The 25094-nt window shown below is 52.8% G+C and carries 19 protein-coding genes; 4 read left to right on the forward strand and 15 right to left on the reverse strand.

Annotation, left to right across the window (positions count from 1 at the left end):
* Positions 1-65 precede the first annotated feature (65 nt).
* The 10 genes from rfbC to LG290_RS12005 all read right to left on the reverse strand — a co-directional run bounded on the left by rfbC (position 66) and on the right by LG290_RS12005 (position 10595).
* A complete protein-coding gene (rfbC, locus tag LG290_RS11960; protein WP_499834999.1) occupies positions 66-614 on the reverse strand; it encodes a dTDP-4-dehydrorhamnose 3,5-epimerase in 549 nt (182 codons plus the stop codon).
* Positions 611-1498, reverse strand: a complete 888-nt coding sequence (rfbA, locus tag LG290_RS11965; RefSeq protein WP_499835000.1) for a glucose-1-phosphate thymidylyltransferase RfbA — start codon at positions 1496-1498, stop codon at positions 611-613. Before rfbA ends, rfbC begins: the two co-directional genes overlap by 4 nt.
* 31 nt (positions 1499-1529) lie before the next feature.
* Complete coding sequence (gene rfbD / locus LG290_RS11970; protein WP_499835001.1) at positions 1530-2414, reverse strand: dTDP-4-dehydrorhamnose reductase; 885 nt, start codon at positions 2412-2414, stop codon at positions 1530-1532.
* Between the two features lie 27 nt (positions 2415-2441).
* The gene (rfbB, locus tag LG290_RS11975) at positions 2442-3503 is read right to left on the reverse strand and encodes a dTDP-glucose 4,6-dehydratase (RefSeq protein WP_499835002.1); all 1062 of its coding nucleotides are present in this window, start codon (positions 3501-3503) and stop codon (positions 2442-2444) included.
* Between the two features lie 84 nt (positions 3504-3587).
* On the reverse strand, positions 3588-4589 hold the full coding sequence (galE, locus tag LG290_RS11980) for a UDP-glucose 4-epimerase GalE (protein WP_499835003.1): 1002 nt from the start codon (positions 4587-4589) through the stop codon (positions 3588-3590).
* Positions 4590-5054: 465 nt separating this feature from the next.
* A complete protein-coding gene (locus LG290_RS11985; RefSeq protein WP_499835004.1) occupies positions 5055-5192 on the reverse strand; it encodes a hypothetical protein in 138 nt (45 codons plus the stop codon).
* A 78-nt stretch (positions 5193-5270) separates the two neighbouring features.
* Complete coding sequence (locus LG290_RS11990) at positions 5271-6974, reverse strand: UvrD-helicase domain-containing protein (protein ID WP_499835005.1); 1704 nt, start codon at positions 6972-6974, stop codon at positions 5271-5273.
* A gap of 289 nt (positions 6975-7263) precedes the next feature.
* A complete protein-coding gene (locus tag LG290_RS11995; protein WP_499835006.1) occupies positions 7264-8028 on the reverse strand; it encodes a SapC family protein in 765 nt (254 codons plus the stop codon).
* A gap of 252 nt (positions 8029-8280) precedes the next feature.
* On the reverse strand, positions 8281-9951 hold the full coding sequence (locus tag LG290_RS12000) for a hypothetical protein (protein ID WP_499835007.1): 1671 nt from the start codon (positions 9949-9951) through the stop codon (positions 8281-8283).
* Between the two features lie 353 nt (positions 9952-10304).
* Positions 10305-10595, reverse strand: coding sequence for a helix-turn-helix domain-containing protein (locus tag LG290_RS12005; RefSeq protein WP_499835008.1), 291 nt, complete (start codon positions 10593-10595; stop codon positions 10305-10307).
* Positions 10596-10723: 128 nt separating this feature from the next.
* Between LG290_RS12005 and LG290_RS12010 the strand changes: the two genes are divergently transcribed.
* A complete protein-coding gene (locus tag LG290_RS12010; RefSeq protein WP_499835009.1) occupies positions 10724-11995 on the forward strand; it encodes a site-specific integrase in 1272 nt (423 codons plus the stop codon).
* Positions 11996-12117: 122 nt separating this feature from the next.
* Here the strand turns inward: LG290_RS12010 and LG290_RS12015 are convergent, their stop codons facing one another.
* Positions 12118-13053, reverse strand: coding sequence for an Rpn family recombination-promoting nuclease/putative transposase (locus tag LG290_RS12015; RefSeq protein WP_499835010.1), 936 nt, complete (start codon positions 13051-13053; stop codon positions 12118-12120).
* 2891 nt (positions 13054-15944) lie between these two features.
* Between LG290_RS12015 and LG290_RS12020 the strand changes: the two genes are divergently transcribed.
* From LG290_RS12020 to LG290_RS12030, 3 genes are all read left to right on the forward strand, one after another.
* A complete protein-coding gene (locus LG290_RS12020; protein ID WP_499835011.1) occupies positions 15945-17564 on the forward strand; it encodes a hypothetical protein in 1620 nt (539 codons plus the stop codon).
* Positions 17565-19110: 1546 nt separating this feature from the next.
* A complete protein-coding gene (locus LG290_RS12025) occupies positions 19111-19746 on the forward strand; it encodes a hypothetical protein (RefSeq protein ID WP_499835012.1) in 636 nt (211 codons plus the stop codon).
* A 270-nt stretch (positions 19747-20016) separates the two neighbouring features.
* Positions 20017-20532 carry a hypothetical protein gene (locus LG290_RS12030; RefSeq protein WP_499835013.1) on the forward strand — a complete coding sequence of 172 codons (516 nt, stop codon included), beginning with the start codon at positions 20017-20019 and terminating at the stop codon, positions 20530-20532.
* Between the two features lie 16 nt (positions 20533-20548).
* Here the strand turns inward: LG290_RS12030 and LG290_RS12035 are convergent, their stop codons facing one another.
* From LG290_RS12035 to LG290_RS12050, 4 genes are all read right to left on the reverse strand, one after another.
* Entirely contained in the window at positions 20549-21205 is a 657-nt protein-coding gene (locus LG290_RS12035) for a hypothetical protein (protein ID WP_499835014.1), read from the reverse strand.
* Between the two features lie 203 nt (positions 21206-21408).
* On the reverse strand, positions 21409-22176 hold the full coding sequence (locus LG290_RS12040; protein ID WP_499835015.1) for a SapC family protein: 768 nt from the start codon (positions 22174-22176) through the stop codon (positions 21409-21411).
* A gap of 252 nt (positions 22177-22428) precedes the next feature.
* The gene (locus tag LG290_RS12045) at positions 22429-24459 is read right to left on the reverse strand and encodes a hypothetical protein (protein WP_499835016.1); all 2031 of its coding nucleotides are present in this window, start codon (positions 24457-24459) and stop codon (positions 22429-22431) included.
* Positions 24432-24779: a hypothetical protein gene (locus tag LG290_RS12050; RefSeq protein WP_499835017.1), complete on the reverse strand. Its 348-nt coding sequence runs from the start codon at positions 24777-24779 to the stop codon at positions 24432-24434. Before LG290_RS12050 ends, LG290_RS12045 begins: the two co-directional genes overlap by 28 nt.
* Positions 24780-25094 lie beyond the last annotated feature (315 nt).

Consider the following 25094-nt stretch of genomic DNA (forward strand, 5'->3'; position numbering starts at 1 on the left):
AACCCGCCCGTTACCAAGGCTGTCTCTTACCCCATCGCGCGATGAATCGCCCTCCACCAGGAAGTTCAGCTGAACACCTCCGCCTCACCGAGAGCCGCCCCGGCTTGATCCTTTTCGGAAAGCGCGACAGGCACCGGAAGCTCAGGCCACTCGATTCCCAGCTCAGGGTCATCGAAGCGAATGCAACGCTCGGATTGCGGGTGGTAGTAATCCGTCGTCTTGTAGAGAAAATCCGCCGTTTCAGAAAGCACGACAAAGGCATGGCCGAAACCTTCCGGCACCCACAATTGACGGTTATTTTCTGCGGAAAGCTCCACCCCCACCCACTGACCGAAATGCGCTGAGCTACGGCGCAAATCCACCGCCACATCCCAAACGCTGCCCTGGGTGACACGTACCAGCTTGCCTTGGGGCTTTTCCAGCTGATAATGAATACCTCGCAGCACCCCTTGGCGTGAACGGGAATGGTTATCCTGGACGAACTCACGCTTGCAGCCAGTCGCCTCCTCGAAGGCTTGCTGATTGAAGCTTTCCATGAAGAAGCCCCGAGCGTCGCCGAACACCTTCGGGGTCAATATCACTACCTCAGGCAAAGCAGTCTGTTCTACCTTCATACACCAGACTCCTTCGCACTCAAACGGCTCAACAAATACTGTCCATAGCCGGTCTTGGCCAAGGCGTTGGCGCCGTCGCGCAGCGCCTCATCGCTCAACCAGCCCTGCTGCCAGGCGATTTCTTCCAGGCACGCCACTTTCAACCCTTGACGATGCTCGATGGTTTGCACGTACTGGCTAGCTTCCAACAAGCTATCGTGGGTACCGGTATCCAGCCAAGCGAAACCTCGGCCTAGGCGCTCGACGCGCAAGTCACCACGTTCCAGGTAAGCATTGTTGATACTGGTGATTTCCAGCTCACCGCGCTCGGAAGGCTCCACTTTACGGGCTATCTCGACCACATCGTTGTCATAAAAATACAGCCCGGTCACCGCATACGGTGACTTGGGCTTGGCGGGTTTTTCCTCAATGGACACCGCCTTGCCCTCGGCATCGAACTCCACCACACCGAAACGCTCCGGGTCTCTCACCAGGTAGCCGAACACCGACGCCCCACTTTCCTGCTCCGTGGCGCGTTTCAACTGCTCGGAAAAATGCTGACCATGAAAAATATTATCGCCCAGCACCAGGCATACCGGTGCATCACCGATGAACGCTTCACCAATCAGAAAGGCCTGTGCCAACCCTTCCGGTCTTGGCTGCACGGCATACTCGAAGCGCACACCGAACGCCTCACCGGAACCCAAAAGATTCTCGTACTGCGGTAGGTCTTCCGGGGTAGAGATAATCAATATCTCGCGAATACCCGCCAGCATCAGCACTGAAATCGGATAATAGATCATCGGCTTGTCATAGATCGGCAATAACTGCTTGGACACCCCAAGGGTGATGGGATGTAGCCGTGTGCCACTACCACCCGCCAGAATAATACCTTTACGTTGCATGTTGCGTTGCTCCTTGCGTTCAGCGACGGCGCTATCGACGGGAAACCGCGATTTCTTCCAGCGTGAGAGACAGCTGGCTTTGCCAATCGGGTAAACGTATTCCCAATGCCTTTTGTAACTTATCCAGCTCCAGCCTTGAATTCAGTGGCCGAGGCGCCGGGGTGGGGTACTCATGAGTCGCAATCGCCGCGACGCCTTCCGGTGCAATAGCCATAGGTATGCCGATTTCATGCGCAAGCCGAAAAATTTCGCAGGCAAACCCGTGCCAACTGGTGTCACCTAGCGGGGCAAGATGGTAAATGCCAGGCGCCAACGTGGCCCGCTGCCCCAAGGCTTGCTGCGTGACCAGAGCAATAAGGCGTGCCGGTGTCGGCGCCCCTACCTGATCTGCGACCACCCTCAGGGCGTCACGTTCCGCTCCCAGGCGCAACATCGTAGACAAGAAGCTCTTGCCATGGGCGCTATATACCCAGCTGGTACGAAAAATCAGGTGGCGACAGCCGCTTTGCTCAATCGCCGTGTCACCGGCAAGCTTGGTTTGGCCATAGACATTGCCCGGCCCTGGGCTATCGCTTTCCCGCCAAGGAGTTTCTCCTTCGCCGGAATAGACGTAATCCGAAGAGTAATGCACCAGCCAAGCCTTACGTTCCCGACAGTAATCGGCCAGTTGCGCGGGCAAGGCCGCATTCAACCGTTCGGCTAGGGCATGGTTACTTTCCGCCCCATCCACCGCCGTGTAGGCCGCTGCGTTGGCCACCAGGTCTGGTTGATGCTCGGCCAGGTAAGCATCCACCGCCCGTGGATCGGCCAGATCCAGTTCGCCACGGCTCGGCGCGAGTATGTCGCCCAAGGTACTCAACTGGCGACGCAGTTCGAAGCCAACCTGGCCGCTGCCGCCGGTAATCAAGAGTTTCATTCTCTCTCCCTTTTTCATTGGCTAACGTTATTGGTTAACGCCCAGACGTTGGCCCTGGTAGCTGCCATCCTGCACCCGCTGCCACCATCCCCGGTTTTCCAGGTACCATTGCACGGTCTTGCGAAGTCCGGTTTCGAAGGTTTCCTCCGGCGACCAGCCCAGTTCACGGGTCATTTTTCCGGCATCGATAGCATAGCGCTGATCGTGCCCCGGCCGATCGCTAACAAAGGTGATCAAATCACGATACGGGGATTCTGCTGGGACCAACTCCTGGAGCAAATCACATAAGGTCTGGACCACGTCGAGATTGGCCTTTTCGTTATGACCGCCGATATTGTAGGTTTCGCCCACCGAGCCTTCGGTCACTACTTTCACCAAGGCGCGGGCATGGTCTTCGACATATAGCCAATCACGCACCTGTTGGCCATCGCCATACACCGGCAGAGGCTTTCCCGCCAAGGCGTTCAGGATCATCAACGGAATCAGCTTTTCAGGAAAGTGGTAGGGCCCGTAATTGTTCGAACAATTGGTAATCAGTACCGGCAACCCGAAGGTACGATACCAGGCGCGCACCAGATGGTCGGAACTTGCCTTGCTGGCGGAATAAGGGGAACTCGGCGCATAGGGGGTCTCTTCGGTAAAGAGCTCTTCCGGCCCTTCCAGGTCGCCATACACTTCGTCGGTGGAAACGTGATGAAAGCGAAACCCTGCGGCGCGTTCCGGGTCACTCTGCTGCAGCTGCTTCCAATAATCGCGTGCGGCCTCCAGCAACACATAAGTGCCTACGATGTTGGTCTGGATGAATTCCGCCGGGCCGTCGATGGAACGGTCCACGTGGGATTCCGCCGCAAGATGCATCACCGCATCCGGCGCGTGGGTGTCAAACACCTCGGCCATTTGATTCGCGTTGCGTATATCGGCATGCACAAAAAAATAGCGCTCGCTTTCAGCCACCGCCTCAAGCGATTCAAGGTTTCCTGCGTACGTCAGCACATCCACATTGACCACTTCATGGTCGGTGTGGGAAATCAAATAGCGCACCACGGCGGAGCCGATAAACCCCGCCCCGCCGGTAATTACAAATTTCATAGGGTTCTCACTATCTATTTACACGAATAAATATGGGTGCATCCTTAGCATTTCATGAGCGCATGCTTTATCAATCACTATTGATTAATGCTGAAGCAGCAAACAGCGTCTTTTCTCCCACGCCCACGCATGCTCGATAATGGTCGTAAGATCGGCATAACGAGAGTGCCAGCCAAGTGTTTTCTGCGCCAGACTTGCATCCGCTACTAAAATCGCCGGATCGCCGCTGCGCCGCTCACCCTCTTGCACGGCGATACGATAACCATCGAGACCAACCACATGCTGAGCGGCCGCGATAACCTCCTGTACCGAAAAACCGCTGCCATTACCCAAGTTAAACGCGCAGGCTCCCCGCAGCGTACCTGAAGCTAAATGCCCCAGCGCCAAACCATGTGCTGCGCATAGATCTTCGATATGGATATAGTCGCGAATGCAGGTTCCATCGGGCGTTGGGTAATCACGACCAAATACGGTAATTGAATCACGCTGGCCCACCGCCGCTTGCAGCACCAGGGGAATCAAATGCGTTTCAGGCTCATGCCATTCACCTAACTCACCCTCCAGATCAGCGCCACAGGCATTGAAGTAGCGCAATACAATTGAATTAAGCCCATACGCCTGAGCGTAATCTTGCAAAATGCGCTCCACCATCCACTTACTGGCCCCATAGGGGTTAATCGGCGCTTTGGGATGCGACTCATCGATAGGCGTATAACCAGGATTACCAAACACAGCCGCTGTAGAAGAAAAAATCAAATGCGGTGTCTGATGGCGCACCATAGCATCTAACAGATTTAAGGTATTAGCCACATTATTGCGATAATACTTGGCCGGATCGGCAACCGACTCGCCCACTAAGCTATGCGCTGCAAAATGCAATACCGCCTCGAAGTCATGGGTAGTGAATAGCGCATCCAACGCCTCAACGTTGGCCAAATCGCCTTTTATTAGGGTTCCGTAGGGTAATGCCACACGCCCGCCTGTGGAGTAGTTATCCAGCACCCATACGTGATGCCCCTCAACCGCCAACTGCTTTACCATGTGCGAGCCAATATAACCCGCTCCCCCCACCACCAAAACATTCACATGCCGCTCCTTTCTACTTCTGGGCAATCTGACTAGACTTCCGTTCCGGCTTCATTATTGCATTGCCGACATGCTGCCTTCCAGAAAGGCTCTTATCACTGGCTGAATGAGTCAGCCTGCTGCGAGCATCGACCCATCAGGCTTAATAACGTTCACTTTCAAAAGCGCTTGGCCTTCCCTCATCCGCGAGATGATTGAATGTCCGCTTTAGCCCAGTGCGGGTCACGGCGAAAATCGAGAGGTGAGGATCAGGGGAAATCGGTTATGGGAAGAATCTAGCAGCTCAAAGCGGCCCCATAGCCGCTTTATATGCTGCGGGATGAGTCATTGGCAGTGAGCAGCGCAAAACGCCGCACAGCGCGGTGTTGGCAATCGAGGGGTCAAATAATCGGCACGAAGGGCACGCAGCCGCTGAGGATCACACCCAAAATTAGAATCGTCAGGCTTGTTCGCATCGTTTTTTCCTTATGAATCGAAATCAAAGTTTAATTCTTCATCGTCTTCACCAAACACCGCTTCCAGGTTCTCCGGGGCAGCCACGGTGCCGGGATTAAGGCGCGCCAACCGGGCCAGCAAGTGGGTCTGGGGGGAAGAGAGATTCACTGTATAAACGATGGCAACGCCTAGGCGTTGCGCAGGCTCAGGAATGCATCGATTTGCTGACCAAGCGTATCGGCTTTCTCATGACATGCTGTTAAACAGCTCTTCTGGTACGTCTTCGTAAAAACGGCAGAACGGAAGAGAGCCGACCAGCGTGACACTCTGCTTGGCACGCGTCATCGCCACATACAGAACACGCCGCAATAGGCTGGCCTCCTGAGCCCTATCTTCCCTGTCCATATTGTCGAGAATACGCCCGGGATATTGAACGTCATGCAGCCCCATGATCACCACATGATCGAACTCGAGTCCTTTCAGCTGGTGAAAGGTGGTGACGGCAACGCCACCGGCAAAACTGCCAAGTCCTGCACCTTTGACTTTCTTGACCTTCAGACCGCGCTTTTCCAGTGCTTTCTGGGCAGGATAGAGCTGACGCGAAAAGGGTAAAACAACCGCCACAGACGTGGTGCGCAGCCTTTTATACTCACTGGCCACAAAATCGTAGCCTTTGTCATAGGCCTGCTTCGCATCAGAGGCGAGCAGCAACCTGACCTTCTCTCCCTCCTTAACCGGGCGAACCGGTGCCGTGTAGTCGGCATTGTCGGTCACGTCATTATCCGCCAGCAGGTGCCCGGCCACGTCCATGATCTGTCGCGTCGTACGATGACTCGCCGAAAGGCGCCGGGAGCGGCCACCCTGTACCTGGATGCCGAGGGATGCCCAAGTGAAACTGCGCCGGTAGATCTTTTGGGCCATGTCACCGGCCATACTGAGCGAAACACGGGGAATTTTCGCAGCGACTAACAGCCAGCTTTTATCGAAGTCCTGTACTTCGTCGATCATGACATGGTCATAGCGGTATTCGTCAGGCAGATCCCCGCCCCGCTCCATCATGGCGCGCAACAACAGCCCAGCCGGATTGTCGTAGTCTTCCTGCTGGGTTTCCTCGAGCCATTCCTGATACAGCTCGTAGACACTCCAAATGAAGCGGCGATCCTCCTGTGTGACTCGAACCGCCGTACCCCGGCCCGCGCGCTCGACGGCAAGATAGTCATCAAGCCGGGTGAGATGCTGACCGAACAGCCAGGCGATTTCATCGCCCCACCAGCCCAACAGATGCGGCGCATCCTTCAGTTCAAAGAAGCGATGCTTACCGACATCGTCTTCCGCCTCCTTGACCAGCCTCTTGAGCTGTTCGCTACGCGCCTTGCCATCTACCCAGCCGGAAAATTCGAACCCCATTGCTTTGGCGGTGCTGCGTGACCAGTCATGAAAGGTCTTGACCTCTATATCCCCTTTCATCCCCGCCTGGCGAAACGACTTCTTTACGTAGGCGCATAGGGCCGTGTTATACGTCAGGAAAAGCAGGGATCCCTTGGTCATGGCAGACAGGATCTTGCCTGCCCTGGCGGCTAAAACGGTGGTTTTACCACTGCCAGCCTGACCACGAATCAATAAGTGCTGGGAAGGATCGAGATTGATCACCGCCTGCTGCTCGTCAGTGAACGTAATAGCCGGCTGAGCAGGCTCAGTATGCAACGACGCTACGCTGCTCTCAGTCCCATCGCCCCCTTGGGCGACTTCTTCTGTCAGGCGCCACTGGTACGAAGCATCGGCCTTGACAGTGCCTTCCGTTCTGAGTCGATACAGCAGCGAGTTTATATCGCTTCGATCAACGTGCTGGCCAAACTCATCCCCCAGAATAGACGCCAGTTGACGTGCTTTTATCGGTGCATGCAGGCGTAGCAGCTTCATGACCTGCGTTTCAAAAACATCTTGATTCATTAACTGTCCTCACGCCTTTCCAAATACTTCATCACAGCCGACCCCCATCATAAAGACAGGATGCCATCATGATGCAACAGCCCTTATGCAGCACATCGAACATCATCGATTTGTAAGTGGCAACCATCTCACAGGTGATCGCTTATACCAACGGGCGGTCTCTCGTACAGACGCCTTCTGCAAAATGAAAATCCTGGGTGCCAGTCAAATAATCGGCACGAAGGGCACGCAGCCGCTGAGAATCACACCCAAAATTAGAATCGTCAGGCTTGTTCGCATCGCTTTTTCCTTATGAATCGAAATCAAAGTTTAATTCTTCATCGTCTTCACCAAACACCGCATCCAGGTTCTCCGGGGCGGCTACGTTGCCGGGATTCAGGCGTGCCAAGCGGGCCAACAGATGGGTCTGGGGAAGGGAGAGGTTCACCGCATAGGCGATGGGTAATGCTTGGGCTTTACGCAGGCTTAGGAAGGTTTCGTCATCCAGTTGGCTGAGCGCCTTCTCGTCGATCATGTGCAGGCCGTCGAGGGATAGCCCCAGTTGATTCTGTAGGGTTTCCGGCCAGGGCGTAATGATCTTGGCCTTGGCCAACGCTGATAGCGCTTTCTGGGTGGCCTGGTGTTTACGGTGGCTAATCTTGAGCGCTTCGACACGCTCAGATACCGCCTCGGTCATCTGGCCATTTTCATCGAAGAAGGGCTCGCCCTCTTCCGCGCCCAGCAGGCCGGAATTGCGATCAAAGGTGACCAGGCCCTTCTCGCCCACGGTAACAATCTCGAAGGGATAGGTGGAAAGCCACGCAGGACGGTAATTGCCCAGCCACTTGCCCTGCTTGATGAAGAGGTTATGGCCGGGTTCCAGACCGCAAACGCCAACTAACCGCCATTCACGAGCCTCTTTGATGAGTGCCAGCGGCATGGTGGCAGCGGCTTTGGCGAGTTCCCCGGCGTGTAGCGGAATCAACGCTTTATCCGCAGCAAAGCTAAGGTCAATGGGTGGGTGCCAGGTCTTGCCTTGGCATTCCTTGGGGCTCAATACGAGCGGGTTGGGCATGAAGACTCCCGATAACATGTAAGAAATGACGGACAAAGATTGAGGAAATATCACACGGGTTAAAGCGCTATTTTCTCAGCCTTCGTGCTGAATAAAAAACCCCCAGCCGAGGCCGGGGGTTAGATCGTACTTCATATGGGCAAGTAAGCTGTTTAGGGCTTACTGCATCAGGCAGCCTGTACTGAACCACCCGATGACTTCAAAGGAGCAAGGGGAAAGTTGCCCTCCCCCTGTGACCAAGGTCAGATGACCTTAGGCAACTTCGCCAGCAGTCAGGAAGCCTGTAGACAGCTGATCGTTGATGTTGGCAGCGTCAACACCAGTCAGAGTCACCTGAGTAACATCGTCTTGGCCAGAAGCGCTACCACCGAAGGTTTCGGTTTCAACGTACAGGTTGACATTGTTACCGTCTTGCTCCCAGAAGATTTCCAGAGCACCTGCATCACCAACATTGTCAGTAATGGCGTCGTCACCAAGCTCAACGAGGCTGAAGCCTTCGCCAAAGAAGATCTTATCTTCGCCGCTGGCACCGAAACCAGTCAGAACCTGATCACCCTCGGACTCAGCGAAGAGGTAGACATCATCTTCGGAAGTGAAGTTATTCGCGCCTTCCAACAAGGTTACGCCCAGACCACCTTCTTCCTCAGAGTCGGTCAGTGCTGCATCGGCTTCAACGATGGCCTCTGCCAGAGCATCAGCCTCCGCGTTCAGAGATTCGGTCGCATTCGCTTCAGCAATCAATTCTTCACGTGTCTCAATTACGCCTTGAGCGGTTTCAAGATCAGCCAGTTCTTGGTCATAAGTATCGACCAGCGCCTGAGTAGCAACGGCATCTTCAGCAGCTTCTTCGCGAGCAATACCTTCAGCCGCGATTTCGTCAGCCAAGCCAGCAGTCAGGTCGGCCGGCTCTTCGGTCAGCACAAACAGTTCATCAGCTGCGGTAGTAAGTGCATTGTCACGTGCAGTACCTTCTGCAGTGATCTCAGCGCTGTAGTCAGCGGTGTAAGCACCAGTTACATCAACAGTTGTTTCTACAAACAGAGCTACAGCCGCAGTATCAATGGGCCCTTCAAGCGCGGTTACTTCCGTACCAATAGCAGCTTGCGTGGTAGTGTTAGCAGCAGCAATCTCGTCCGCATTTGTGCCGGAGGTATCGCCATCGGCGATAGCTGGGAAGTCAGTGGCGTCGTAAGTATTGAGCGCATCGTATGCGCTGCTCAAATCGGACTGTGTTGTTGCATCTGCAGTGGCGTTATACGCGGCCAGTGCGTCGTTATAAGTAGTTACCAACGCATTGAAGTCAGTCAGATCAGCCTGAGCATTGGTGAACGCTGTAGACTCGGCACCAAAGTCTGCAACATTGGTCTGTGCTTCTTCAAACGCAGCTTTGTCAGCAGCAAACTCGCTGTTTAGCGCAGTTTCATTGCCAGCAGAAACTGCTGCAGCTGCTTCATCGCGCGCTTCTTCAGCAGCGGCTTCAGCTTCAATCGCGGCGACGTGAGCTTCCACAGCGGTATACAGCTCGTTAATGCCAACCGTGTCGGTATAAGCATCTTCGATCACCAATTCGCCTTCGGCGTTGATGCGAATCATGGCCGCACCGCCATTACCAGCATCGGTTACTACATCAACGTCTTCAGCACCGGCTGCCGGAGCAACATAAGTGGCGTCAGCATTATCGTCAGCGCGAGCGGCACGGGCATCAAACGTCGCTACAGCACCTTGTGCATCGGCATTCGCCTCTGCCGTTGCACCTACCGCTGCTTCGTAAGCGTCCTGGGTAGTGTTACGCGCTTCGATCTTGGCCATCAGTCCGTCAACTTCAAGGACGTCTGCTTGAGCGGCTGAAAGCGCATCTTTTGCGTCTTGGAGTCGTGCTTGAATGACGTTGTCGGAATCAAAAGTAGTGCGATGAGCAGTCAACGCGTTAGCTGCGTTAGTCTCAGCTGTGTCGATGGCAGTACGGATGTCCTGGAGTGAGGAAGTCTCGTCAAGACCCAGACCTTCGAGCAGTTCGTTGTCGACTTGATCATTCAGGAAGTTGGCTTCGGCTGTTTGAGCATCGGCCAGAGTCGCCAGTGCTTCAGTGAGCCCTGCGACTCTCCTCCCCTTCTTACCTATTGATTTATAAAGTCTTTTAAGTCTTCAAGTAATCTAAAATGATCCATTTCTATCTTTAATCTATTTTTGATAGCAGATACGTATATTTTGAATCTCCTTCAGAACAAGGAGTGGCGTGGCTTCGCGTCGTTTCTTCATTTCTATCTGCCGTTTACTTACGGCTTCTCTTTTTCCTTTCGACGCTCTTCTAACGCTGCGAGGCCTTTTGCGGTCACTGTGATGGTTAGGCTGTCAGTGGCCCCCAATAGGTCAACATCAATCCCTCTATCGCGGAAAACCCGCATCATGGCGGTCAATGTATCGGCCCGCATGGCCATTTCCAGGGTTTCGTTACGGGCGACCGTGGATTTAGCCACACCTAACGCATCCGCGAATTCCTGCTGACTCATGCTGAGGGCAGCCCGGCCCATGCGCATAGCGAGCGCAAATCGGTTTTTTTCATCCATTAGGGTTTACTCCTCACGATTCTGAAGCTATAAAGTACGTATTCGCTATCAATGATAGCGTATTCGCATCATTAATAGCCTATCGGTATTAATAACCCGATATTCAGCCAAATAGAGAGGAAACGTCCATGCCATCTCAGAATCTGACCCAAACCTTCGTGGATCGTAGCAATCTGTGCCCAAAGGGCAAGAAAAAGGTCGATTACTTTGATTCAAAACTATCAGGGCTGCTTCTAAAAGTATTGGATACGGGTCGAAAGACTTGGTATTTGCGTTATTCGAACGCTCATGGGCGTATACGAGAGAAAAAGCTGGCATCCGCCACCGTTGTGACACTTTCAGACATTAGAGAGTTCGCACGTCGACATTTAAGCGATATTGCCCTGGGTAACGACCCCTTTGACGCCGCTGAGGCTATGAAGGCCATCCCGACGCTATCAGTGTTCATTAATGAGACCTACATGCCCTACATTCGTAGTCATAAACGCTCCTGGAAGACCGATCAGATACTGCTGCGCGCCCATGTGCTACCTAACTGGGGACATCTGCACCTGGATGAGATAACACAACAGCGAGCGATCAAGCTGTTCGCCGATCACCGTTTAACCCACAAACCTGCGAGCACCAACCGCGTATACGACATGCTTAACACGGTGTTTCATCTGGCGATCCGTTGGGAGACCGGATTGACCGCGAACCCGCTCAAGAACGTGCGTCGTTATAAGGAAAATAATAAGCGGGAGCGTTATTTGACCGAGGGTGAGGCCAAACAGCTGTTTGAGGCACTGGAAACCACGAAAGCGCCACAGTTAAGGGCGATCGTGACCATGCTGCTACTGACCGGCGCCCGATTGAGCGAAGTGCTGAACGCCCAGTGGAAGGACTTCGATACACAGGCGCGGGTGTGGACGATTGAGTTCAACAAGAGCGGTAAGACCCGCTACGTGCCATTGTCCAACTCTGCGATCCAATTGATCGAGAACATGCCACGCATTGAGGGGTGCGCTTACTCCTTCGCCAATCCGCAGACAAAAGAGCCATATTCAAGCATTCACTACGCCTGGGATACGGTAAGAAAACGGGCGGGATTGGCTGACCTGCGCATTCATGATTTGCGTCACAGCTTTGCCAGCTTCTTGGTGAACGGGGGACGGTCGATCTATGAGGTGCAGAAGATCCTGGGCCACACCCAGATACGCACCACACAGCGGTATGCGCACCTGAGCCAGGAAACACTGCTAGAAGCGGCCAGCACGGCGATGAACAGCGTGCCGATACTGGCCTCGCTGCCATTAGCTAAGGCCATTGAGGGACGACCCACACGACCACCCCGACCGGCAGTGATCACACACAGCCCGCCGCTCCTTGCACCACCGAGGGACTTACTGGGAACAATGTAGGCAACGCCTCAAAGAATGGCGTCGATTAGGAAGGAAACAAAAAACCAGGCAGATACGGCAAGGGCAGCCACCGGGGCTGCCCTTTTTATGCGTCAGGCGGGGATATCGGAATTAAGGCAGGATCAGTGCTGGGTCTCGGCACGCAGCTTTTCGACTTCTTCTACGGGCAGTTCTTCGATTTCCGCGATCAACTGATCACTCATTTCCGTCAAGGCAATCAGTTTGCGGGCCGCATTGCGTTTGCTTTCCAACGCACGCTGTTCGGCTTCTTGACGTTCTTCCTGACGCCCCTTCTCAATACCCAGGCGCTCAATCGTATTCACGTAAGGCATATGTTTCTCCTCCTGTATGGCGTAGACCGCCTGGACAAATTCAGGTTCCAGTGCCTTGGGCAACTGGATCATCCAGTCGATAATGTTGAACAGCCGCACGATCTGCTCTCGGCTGTAGCCACGTTCGAACAGCAACCTTGTGAGAGCCACCTTGGTATCCTTGCGTGAGGCACCGTCCTTGAGCCGCTTGGCCTTGATCTGAGCCATCACCACCAAGGCAAAGACATTGTCCCTGGTTTCCAGCTGTAACCAGTCCTCTTCCCAATCAATCAGTTTAGCCGTGGGGAAGGTAAACGTCAGCTCACATCCCCAACGCTGATAGTGGAAGGTCGTCGGCCGGAAGCTCTTACGGGTATCGGCCAGCACCGCAAGGCTCACCACGTCCATCCCCTGATAGCGGTCACGTAGTCGATACTGGTAGGTATACATCCGCTCGGCAAACGCCTCTTCAGGTTCGCCCTGGACCTCGACGTGGATCAGCACCCAGGTCTCGCTGCCATCTTTGGCGTAAACCTTGATCAGTTTATCAGCGTGGCGTCTTCCACTATCGGCATCGGGCGTAATCTGCTGCAGCTCTTTATCCAGAAAGCTGTAGCCCTTCGACCAGTCCACTTGCTCGTGGATGGCCGGAAACAGCAAGCCCACAAATTCCTGGAAGTAATAATCCAATGCCATCTTCCACGGGCTATCGTGGTCGGCACGACGGCTGTTGTCGTGATCGCTCATGCACACTCCTACGTTGATGCCCGAAGCTTACCACACGCCTTTATCACTCAACGCATGCTGGCTGGCAGGTACCCGCACCACCGTATTGCAAGCATGCAGCAGTGAACCATCGCCTATTCATTGCCCAGAAGACCTCAGAATGCCCCGTCAGACGCTTTTATCTCCATAGGCTACCAAGGACATGCCAACCACCAAGCGCTGCTCACAACGCTTGTCTCGCACGTTTAACGAGGAAGCCAGAATGAATACATCCTCACTGCCATCATCAGCTCAGCCAGTCTCAGCTTCGGATAGGGAATAGCGTTGCGAGCTACCAAGCCAGTCAACCGTTATTGGCCTGATATCACAGGGTGACAAGGTTTCGACAGGCTGTACTGCTCAAGCCAAGCAAGAGGGTAGAGCCAGAAATGTAGGGGCAGCGGGCTGAATGTTAGGGAGCGACGATCAACCAGCGCTTTATAGTGATTCGCCTATCCAGCAAGCTGTCTAACAGTAGCCGTGTAATCGGCAGTATCTTCCATCTTTCGGAAGCCATACTTATCAGCAAACTGTTGGATCGATGGCGTGCCAGCCTGCTCAATCCCAATGACATCATATCGGTACTCTTGAGCGAATTCGGTAACGAATCTCAAAAAGTCACTCCCATGACCTTTGCGTGTTTTTTCGAATTCAATTCGGCTAATTACAATCGCCTTACCACCCCAAGATTCGCTCCCCTCCTCAAATACACGAATGTATAGATCAAACTTTTTTCGACTAGCATTCACAGTCGTGTTTAAGGAGGAGCATGAAACACAAGGTGCTTTGTAACCGAATCTCTCCCTTAGGTAAGCATCAAGGCGAGTGCAGAAATTAGATTTGTCGGAACCATCATGGGTGGTTGTGCAAAAACTCATAAAATGATGTGCTCAGGTTGGTTTGGGTTGATATTCCCTAGCCGCAGTATCGTGAAACAAGAAACCAGGTGCAACCAATCCAATGTAGCTGGTTTCCTCTTCCTTACCTTTTCCTCAGCGATACCGGAATGGGTGCAAGCAGGCTCTCCACCGCTACCTTCCCGTATTGCCAGGTCGGGAGCAGACTAGCTTTTCCCTACCCAATCTAATCGTCCCAGTTCCTGGGCCAACGATGCATCAGATGCTGCAGCCCGGCCTTTCTGCAAGCTCAGCTCTATAACGTTTCACTACCCAGCCAGACCAGAAACCAAACCCACCAAGCCAATCTCCACTACTCAGTTCCCAATTCACCTCGAGATACCGAGGGTGTACCGATCTCTGCAGAAACCATCGAAACCAATAACATCACAGTAAGCATGGTCAGGCTGGACCCCACCACACCCGTTGATGCAATCAGGGATAAAGGCTCGGCATCGGGTACGGGTTTTTCATCTAGCTGGAAGAAGTACTTTGCTGGCTTAACCTTCAAGCAAGCAAAGCAGGCTCCCCTATAACTTTTATCCTTTACGCTGCCATCACCCGGGGAGCCACCCTACCGCCTGGCGTCGCGTTCGCTACGCTACGCTGCGCTCACACTCCTGGGCTCGGTGGCACCCCGGGGATGACAACGGAAACCCCCAACCCAACCCCCAAGGGGCCCTTCGGGCTCCTTGGGAGTAACCCGAGATTCCCGGATGACGTCAACAAGCATGATAAGACGGGCTTTGGAATGAGTGTGCCAGTCGAAGGCACCTAAAGCCTACATAGAGGGTGATTCAGGGAATGATCCGAACCAGTGCATTCGACAGATGGGGGTGGGGATCAGGTAGAAAGCAGGAGGACACTACCATTGGAGGAAGCCAAGGAAGATGTCTTATAGAAATAGAAATGAGGCAGGACAGGTCGGGGCAATACTGATAGATAGTAATAGTAGGATAGGTATATATATATTAATAGGAGGGTATATATAGAGATAGAGTTTAGTTTGGTTTAAATGGAATGGTGGCGCTCCGCTGGGATTATAAGCACACGATATCTGCTATCACCAAAGCACGCAACTAAAAATTGCACTTTTTACATTTGGCTTTAATGCGCAAGGTCAGTTCACCGTTTCAAACCAAGTCACACTCAGTTATACCGCAATACTTATCAAAATGGCTTCATCGGCTCATTAGTATCAGGATGCGCCAATATCGGCTCAAATAACTCGGTGGCGGCGTTTTATTTACTCACATGCACCTCTTTTGCCGCCTTACTCGATAAAATCTCTTACAGCCCACCGTTGAGGCTCTTTCTACCGCCGCGTCCTAAACCAACGATGCCGGAACTGATGCAGGATTAGGGCATCGCGTGCGTTTCTCAGCTGAACACCTCCAAGCACTGCAATGCTGCAATATTGGACCACTGCATTATTTCATCACGTCATGACAATTACGGGCTTACTCATGAACAGAAATCTTGAGAAGAGCTGATACGCCCCTGGTGGTCGGGCGGTGAAGAGATGAAATCACAAAATGACATCAATGAAATTTTATCGCTCCCCTGGCGGGGGTCGCGGAAATGACAAGATTTGTAGCTGCAACACTGAACTACATTGGATCGTTGCGCTGGCTAAACCCCACCAAACTCAGGCTTGTCGCTCCCGCTCTCTCTTCCAGGAAGTATGCCCTGCTTACAGCTAACGAAGGGGTACCACTCTGCATCATCTTGTTAGAGAATACGCACCGCTTGGCTGGTGATGGCAAGCCAAAAAGGATCACATCTCTATTCTATTTAAGGGAATTGATCCTAATTTTATGGACAGGTAAACCAAGGAAGATGCAGCATCATTATGAATCAGTTATCCGTTCACTCTAGTCACGATTGCTCGAGTAGCAGGAAACCTCGGAAACGTTGTGGAACCTGCCATGCTCAAGGTCACATCACGTCGCACAAGCCAGCCAACGAGTTTGATGCATGATCTCAACGGTTAAACACGTTGCTAGCCGCTGCGGTGGTGGCAAAAGCTATCACACATTACAGCGGCTTCTGGCCTCTCAGGTAAAGCTTTACCCGGACCACAAGGCAGTGATTTTCGCCTCCAAGACCAACAGCCTCAATAAGCAGAATTACGCTACCTACCTGGCTGCCAAGGCAGCGTCAGAAGATCCCAATAAAGGCCGTATCCACGTCAGAAGGATCGATGCCCATGACTTCAAAGGGAAAGTTGTCAAAACGGTGAGCGATACCTTAGAAGATGGTTTCCTGGGCATCATCTTTACATCACATGCGGTGCTCGGTCTGATCGACCCGAAACTTCTTTCAGGAGTCATGCTGATTATCGATGAGATACCTCAGGGGCTGGTCAAACCGCTATCGATCAAATACGAAGCAGAAGACAGTGGCGATAGCTGGGAAACCAACATTGTCACGCAGCCCTCCTCTTACGATGAGTATGAAGAGGTCTTGCTCAGTCCAAAAGCAGACCATGAGGCCATCAAGCGAGTCATTCATAACGTAAGAACCAACAAAGACAACACGCGAACGAAGGAAGTGGCTGATCTGTTGGAATTTCTGCTGGCCGGCTATGACAAAATGTACGTGACTACTTACGTACAACGTCGCTCTTTTCGTTACTACCAAGCCATTCACTGGCATAAGCTGAAACTGATCGCGGAGCAGGTGGAGTCACTGGTGATACTGAGTGCTCAGCTCAAGGACAGCCTGTTTGGCTTCGTGGTGGAGCACTGCCTGGAGCTCCCAATCGTGAATTTCGACATCGAAGACGATCTGACGCTAGAAACCAAGCATAAAAACAAGGTCAAGATTATTCCCTTTCTAATTGACGCACGATGGTCAAGTTCGCTGAAGCAAAAGCCCGTCGATGAAGTGCTCTGCTTTGCGGATAATCAGCCATTGTCGGTGACGAACTGTATTGCTGAATACGCACAGCGGTTTGCTGAACATACGTTGGCAGAGCATGGCTTCTCTCATTTCATCATGACGCTCAACCACGGTGATACGGTGCTTGAGCGCCTCAAACGTGACGGTGTTGTCATTACGACAACCGCAGTACATGGCATGAACCATCTGAAGCGATTTGATCACGCGGTATATCTCGCGTCTAACCGCCCCAACCCATTTGAGCTCAAGCATCTGAAAATGTTTGCTCAAGACCACGGGGCAACTCCACAGAAAATCGAGCGAGCCGTCACGACCGAGCGCTGCCTTGAAACCGCTTATCAATGCATAGCACGTACCAGTATCCGTTTAACCAATCCCGATCTCACAAAGGAGCACATCTTCATCGTGCCGGATATGGAGTACGCTCGCTACTTAGCCAAGTGGTTTGAACAAGGATGTGTCAGCATCGATCCTTCTTACGCGCATACCAAGCGTGAAACCAGAGCATGTACCAAGCAAGTCGTCATCCAGATTCGGCGTGACTATCTAACAGGGAAGGACAATCTCAAAAACCTGGTAGCACAAGCCGGAGTCGAAATGTATGACTACAAGCACGCGATCAGAAAACATCGTGAGGAGCTGGGCCAACTCGGCATACTGGGGCGTAAGTCCAAAAATGCCGAACCTGCATGAACCCTATACTCTACGTCAGTCAGCATTGCCACAGCCACCCCACTAACCAGCATCACAGCAGGTGTCAGGAGAAGTCTGTCGACTTCTATACAGACTTATCCTCCATATACTAGCGATGTCTCAAAGCCAATAATCAGCGGTACATAGCCTATAAGCTATCCACACCTCCAAGCCAGCCCAGCACCGTGGTTTGATTCGCTAGCAGATGATCTGGTTTTGCCGATGAGAAGTCTCAGCCGACTTCTCCTGATACCCCGCAGGTTTTTTCAGAATACCTCACATAAGTACGACGGTAGCTGGTAGTGGGTGGCATCACTCTGATCGACCCTCCCCCCCTACCTCGACTGGCAGAAAAAGCCGAGGTACCACCCCCCTCATCATTCACTTCATTGATTGGCTTGCACGTCCCCGAGCTCCAGTACTTCAAGCCAACACAACACACGGGACACAACACAGCAAAATCAGACAGTATCTATCAGTGGCTTCAGATACTTATCCACGGCTAACTGCTTGTAAGTATCTCTACGCCACTACGTCGAGGGCACCACTTGTCAGGCATCAGACTTGTATAGGTGGCTCCGCCACTTCTTGTGAGAGCTAACATCACGTCAACTTGACTGCTTTACAGAAGAGTACAGAGTGGCTCCGCCACTTTCTTTGAAAATTCCCATCACATCACTTTTCAGAAGAGTAGAGGCGGCTTCGCCGCTAATCATAGAGGAGTTAAGCAGAGTGGTTACGCCACTCCTACCCACACGTCGCCACACTTCAGCTAACCAACATCAATGCTCAGCAGTATCGTATGAGTAGAACAACACACTCATCTCACAACAGTAAATAACAGGCTAGCTCCGCTAGCTCCGGTGGGTCTCTAAAGAGAGATGCCATCAGCTAACCGTCAGGCAACCGCAATACCACAGTATTGGAATATTGCAGGACGCTCACTCGACCCGTCATCCCTGCAATACAGCCCACACATTTTCCATCAACGTTTCAGCGAATGTTTCTGTTCGCCGAACCTTACCCTCAAGGACAACCACACTGAATGACATTCTTACAGTACTATGCGCATCCCATCATCACGCCAGCCTTATCGCTTTAGCATGAAGCAGCGAAAACCACCTACTCACATCTGGGTTGCTCAGGGCAGTTAGTGACCTGCGGGTCGCTTTACCTGGATACCACCCTGTTCGTTAATCCTTACTTGGCACGCCTTACTTAGCCGCAAGAGATAACCTTCATGCCACGTCATGCTCCCGCCTTGCTACCTCACTTGGCAGGTACTTTCGCGTTGCTGGCGTATTCCCCACGTTATTGGCCAAGCGCTCTCACAGGATACGCCCTGTAGCTATCAGCACGCCTACCAGAGACATGCTGTGTCACGGGAGATACCTCCGTGTTCTCAGATGATGTTGGACAGGATCACCCGATCACCCAACCAACGTAGCTCTGGCGGTACCTGTCACCACCCCAGTCATACCACGCAACCTAACCCTTTTATTTTCAAGCCGATACCGGCTATCAATCCTTCAATAAGGAATAAGCAATGCAAACACAAATCACAGCACTGGTAATCATCCAGCGCGAGCACGACCGCCTCAAAAAGCAGCTCAAACAGCTTGCCACCTATGAAGTGGACGTCGATGACCTCATTAAACTGGAAAAAAAGTGGGAAGACCAACTCTGCTTTGAGCCTTGTGCCCCACCGTTATTGGCATCATTGAGCCGCTTGATTGAGCTGCGGAAAAACGAGGCATATCCAACAAGCGCTTACAATGACGTGATTTACCAGATACACGTTTACAAGAGCGCGAGTTGGGCGTTACTGCACCGAGCCTTTGGAAACAGCTTGGCACCCTGCCTCAACGAATGGGGGCATCTACGCAACCAGCACCGGAAACTGTTTAAGCAGGATATGGAGCCGGATAAGAAGCTCACGATATCAGTACAGGCTGACTTCCTAAGAGCCCAACTACAGGCCTTGTTACCCACGCCTGACACTGTCAGCCCGACAAGCGAGCAGGTCATCACCGTAGCAAAGCAACAAGCCAGTGATGCGCTTTTCAAGGAGTTAATTGATCAGTTCGCCTGCATGTCAAAGCGAATCGAAGAGGCTCAATATCCCAAGCATACCTCCCCAGCCGAGGTCGTGAATATGCAGGCCTACCGCTCAACCCCCTAGCAACCGGCTGCATCACGCCAACGTGTTAAGCCAGTCTCGAGATGGGCTGCTGATAAAGCGTCTGCCCCTTATCTTGAGCTGGCTTACCGGATCGTTTCGCTTAACCACACCCACAGACGCTGGCACGCCGATGCTTGGTGGATACCTGTTCACCAAGCATCCTTTTTTCTTGGCTACCGCTCGCTTATTTGGTCCTCACCCGATGAAACCTGCCCAGCCTTAGCCACGGTAATCACTATTACCTACTCACGACTTTTCAAGAACCTAACCATGACTAATCAACTCATTACCCTGACACTCATGCAGCGCGAGCATCAACGCCTCGATGACCAGGCAGACCAACTGAGATCCCACACGCTGAACCTGGATGATCTGTACCTGCTCAGGCAACACTGGCAAGCTCACCTTGGCTTCTTGAGGTACGCACCGCCCCTTATCGCTGCCCTGGAGCAGCTTATCCAACAGCAAGAGAATGGAAACTGTCCGGATGACGCCTATGCCAAGGTGATCCAACAGCTCAGTATTTACCGGCAACGTTGTCGGCAGCTAGTGGCCGGTGTCTACGGTCGTTCGGAGGCTTACCTGGTGCAAGGAGGAAAGCTACACCCCGTCTACTCACAGGCATTCCAACAGACCTTTGAAGCCAAGAGATCGCTTGGTGTGATCGAGCAAACAGCATTATTACAACGGCTGTTTCCGTTTGATCCGGCATGCATCCATCCAGGCAGCAAAGCGCTGCTTAACGGCACCGACCCACCTGTCAGCAATCACGTCGGCAACCTGTAAGTATCCGCTCCTTCACTCACTCACGTCGCCGACGCTCACGGTAAGCGTTCAGATCCACCACATTACTTTTACTTGCTGGCTTCTCTTCTTTGCCTGATTTCTTATCCGGGATAAGCACGTCCTCATCCGAGAAAGACAGTACATCCTCTTCTGGCTCCACCTCAGGATAAGTCTGACACTGGCGCAGGAGTTTCTCCACGTCACTCATTTTCTTGGGACTGGTTTGAGTATCGGTTGGCGTGGGCAGTAACTGCTGAAGCCAGATTACCTGATCAGTAACTGAGAGCTTGGCCTTGGGTTCGTACGTTTGTTCAAAAGCGTAGCGGTACTCGGGATAGACCTTACCCCAGCGGTCGAGAAAGCGAGACGGACTGCCCCAGGTTTGGCGAAGTAATGCCCAGCTTGAGTGGTTATAGGCGCTGATCTGGAACACGACCTCATCGTAGTCTTCCAGGTGATACTCACCCTGTTGCAACTGCTCGATCAGATGATCCAGAGACGCCAGTAACGCCGGGGCATACAGCCGATACCCCAGCCCTGACTGCCAGCCTGTACGTAAGGCCATAAGTTGCACGTCATCCATATCGTAACGGCTTAGGCGCTTGGCTTGGGTGTTCAAGCGCTGCTGCTCACGCTGGGTGAGGGTCAGCACAATTGTCAGCTCATTCAGCATGAAGGCGTATCATCTTGGCAGTGGTTTGATGGCACTAATGCCTGCTTGCTGTGTAGCAATACTGCAGTAGTGCAACATGCCAGGGGCTTAACGGATAAGTCACTCGACAGCCCCTTTCTCAAATAATCGGCACGAAGGGCACGCAGCCGCTGAGTATCACGCCGAGCACTATAATCATCAGACTTGTTCGCATCGTTTTTTCCTTATGAATCGAAATCAAAGTTTAATTCCTCGTCGTCTTCGCCAAACACCGCATCCAGATTCTCCGGGGCGGCTACGTTGCCGGGGTTAAGGCGTGCCAGTCGGGCCAACAAATGGGTCTGGGGCAGGGAGAGATTCACCGCGTAGGCGATGGGTAATGCCTGGGCTTTACGCAGGCTCAGGAAGGTTTCGTCATCCAGTTGGCTGAGTGCTTTCTCGTCGATCATGTGCAAGCCGTTAATAGAAAGGCCCAATTGGCTTTGTAACGCGTCGGGCCAGGGGGTGATGACCTTGGCTTTGGCGAGTGCATTAAGCGCCTTCCGGGTGGCTTGTTGCTTGCGGTGGCTGGCCTTGAGCGCTTCGACGCGCTCAGATACGGCCTCGGTCATTTGGCCATCGGTAGTGAAGAAAGGCTCACCGGCATCGTCTTCATCCAGCAAGCTACTGTTCCGATCAAAGGTGACCAGGCCTTTCTCCCCTACCACAACGATCTCGAAGGGCCAGGTGGATAGCCACTCGGGCCGATAGTGGCCCAGCCACTTGCCTTGTTTGATGAACAGATTATGGCCTGACTCAATACCGCAAACACCCACCAGGCGCCATTCACGGTTCTCTTTGACGAGCGCTAACGGCAAGGTCGCAGCGGCCTTGGCGAGTTCCCCGGCGTGCAGTGGGATCAGCGCCTTGTCGGCAGCAAAGCCAAGATCAATGGGCGGGTGCCAAGTCTTGCCCTGGCACTCTTTGGGGCTCAGAACGAGCGGGTTGGGCATGAAGCCTCCCTGAAACGGTAGGAAATGACGGTCAAAGATTGAGGAAATATCGCACGGGTTAAAGCGCTATTTTCTCAGCCTTCGTGCTGAATAAAAAACCCCCAGCCGGGGCCGGGGGTCAGATCGTACTTCATATGGGCAAGCAAGCTGTTTAGGGCTTACTGCATCAGACAGTCTGTACTGAACCACCCGATGACTTCAAAGGAGCAAGGGGGAGAGTTCACCCTCCCCCTGGGCCAAGCTCAAAGGAGCTTAGGCAGCTTCGATAATGCTCACTTGGCCATTTTCGAACTGCAGGTCTGCAACGTTCACGCCAGTCAAGGTGACTTCAGTGATCTCGCCGTTGTTCAGCGCGCTACCGGCACCTTCGAACTGTTCGACGAACAGCTTGGCGTTGTCGCCATCCTGCTGGAAGAAGACTTCCAGAGTACCAGTTTCGCCCAAACGAGCATCGGCCAGCACGTCGTCTTCGCCCAAATCAACACGGCTGAAGTCAGTACCCAGGAACAGGATGTCTTCGGCTTCGAAGTTGCTCATCTCAACGTTGACACTGTTCTCGCTGTAGAGATACAGATCGCCTTCACCGGCAGTACCGGCCTCGGAAGCTGCTTCGAGGTCGACCAGGTTCTCGATACCGAACTCTTCTTCCAGCTGCGTACGCAGCTCGTCGATACGGCCAGCATCAGCTTCGTAGGCATCAACCGCTGCCTGCATGTCAGCCGCGTAGATTTCAGCGTCGCTCAAGTCAGACTGCGCATCAACAATCGCCTGTTCCAGCGCATCACGCCCGTCCTGCAGTGCCTTGACGATATTAAGAACTTCGCCGCTGACAGTCGCGTCAAAGGTAGCAATAGCGTCTTCAACAGTATCTTCCAACTCATCACGGTTGGTCACTGCATCGAGTGAATCCTGAATAGCTTTTTCGAGGGCAGTCGGCTCAAGCGTGTCATCTGTGGTGTCATACAGATCTAGCGCAAAGGTCTCAACGATACCGTCAACTTCGGTTTCACGCGCTTCTGCATCTTCGGTGGTGACTGCAGCGGTAATGGTCTCTAACAGAGTACCTAGCTCAGTGGTTCCATCAGCCAGAGTATCCGTCAGGCTGTTGCCATCGGCAGAGTAAGCCAGGATAGCATCACGCACATCACGCAGAATGGCTTCGTTGTCGCCCTTGGCGCTGATATCGCTGTCCAGCGCGTTTTGGGTGGCAGTGATGTTGGCCTGAATTTCAGTAGCGGACTGCAGGTCAAGCAAGTCTTCTTCTGCGTACTCACCATCAGGCGTTTGCGTGGTAGTTAGGTTGCCTTCACCGTCTACATAGACAGCTACACCACCGTTTTCGAGAACAGTACCCGTCCACTCGTAAGAACCTGCACCGTCAATGGTGCCAAAAGTTGCAGCCGTGGTGTCGATGCCGGTAGCGACGTTAGCTTCGGTGAGGTTAGCAATGGTGACAGTGGAGCTACCATCAGTACCACCGAACTCAACGGTGACATCACCGGCAGTTAAGGTGAAAGCGTCCATAGCGGCATCAATGACGCCAGAGATGTTAGTAATCCCTGTACCACCAGTAGCATCTACAAGGTTGCCAGCAGAAATTTCTAGCTGACCGGATACTGTCACACCATCAATTGCTGCATTGCTGATAGCGCCGGCATCGCTGATGGTGAAAGTAACGACCGTGCCATCCGCTTGAGTGATGCTGATGTTCTGAGTTGCACCGGTAGCAGGAGTCAGCTCTGTTACAACAGCACTGTTTGCAACTGATGCAGTTTCGGATTCGAAAGCACCAGCGCCATCGGCAGTGTAAGTTACGCCGGCGGAAACAACCGTATCACCTGCTGCCATCGCACCAAGTGCGTCTGTGAGCGCAGCAGCTTGATTGTTTGCAGGTGTGTTTACCGCAGCGTAACCAGCCAGGGTTACGTTGCCTTCGTTAGAAGTATCATCGGCAGTGTAAACGGTATCGCCAGCTTCGTTCTCGTAGCTATAAACAGCTGAATAATTGGTCGCCGCATCGCCTTCAGCATCTACTACAACGGTAGCGTTCTGGCCGTCAACCAAGTATTGACGCTCATCGTTATCAACCAGTGTCTGAGCGGCGGTCTCAGCACGATCTAGGTTTGCCTGAGTCATGCGAGTATCGGCAGTAATGAATTCGATGTCTTGAACAAGGCCGGTCACATCAGCGTTAGCGTCGATGTCATCATTGTTGGCAGCGTTTTCATAAGCGCTGAACTCGACAGTGCCAGCAGTCAGAAGATTGGCATTGGCTGTAGCCACGTCAGCCTGGGCATCTTCAACCGCTTGGTTAGCAGCCGCCAGGTCAGCTTCGGCGTTGTCGGCAGTATAAGCTTCCTGGAAGGTTTCCAGCGTTTCGCCTTCGAGCGGCTCATCCAGATTGCTGTTGAAAACGGTAGCGACGCCTTCCAGTGAATCGGCGGCATCAGCTTGTGCTTCTTGCAGAGAAACCAGCGCTTCAGTGAGCCCTGAGTGGTAGAGTCTTGAAAAACCTGATAAAAGTGAAGATTTCTAAGCGTTTTATACTGGGCTTTTTTACCCTTCCTTCCACACCGAGCCATGACCGAAATCACGCGTTTCAAATTCACCCACCTAACGATCATAAATGCCGTTTTCCCAACACAGCGCGCTTCCGAACGACCGGAAAGTTACCGAACACTTGCTTGCATAAAACAGGTAATTTGGTTCATAAGCGACTTCCACAGGGGTGTAGTGGGGATCATCGTATGCGTTATTCTTCTTCATCGACACCGGATCAGGATAGGGGAAACTCACACCGGAAATAGTCATCTCGCCACTCATCCGTCAATTGATTCATCCACGCTATCCAGATTCAGGGGCTACAAGGCCAAAATATCCAGGAACGCACCCTCATGTTGATAAAAACTATCCACGAC

Origin of the sequence: Halomonas sediminis (genome assembly GCF_044871105.1) — a bacterium.
Taxonomy (GTDB): Bacteria; Pseudomonadota; Gammaproteobacteria; order Pseudomonadales; family Halomonadaceae; genus Vreelandella; species Vreelandella zhuhanensis.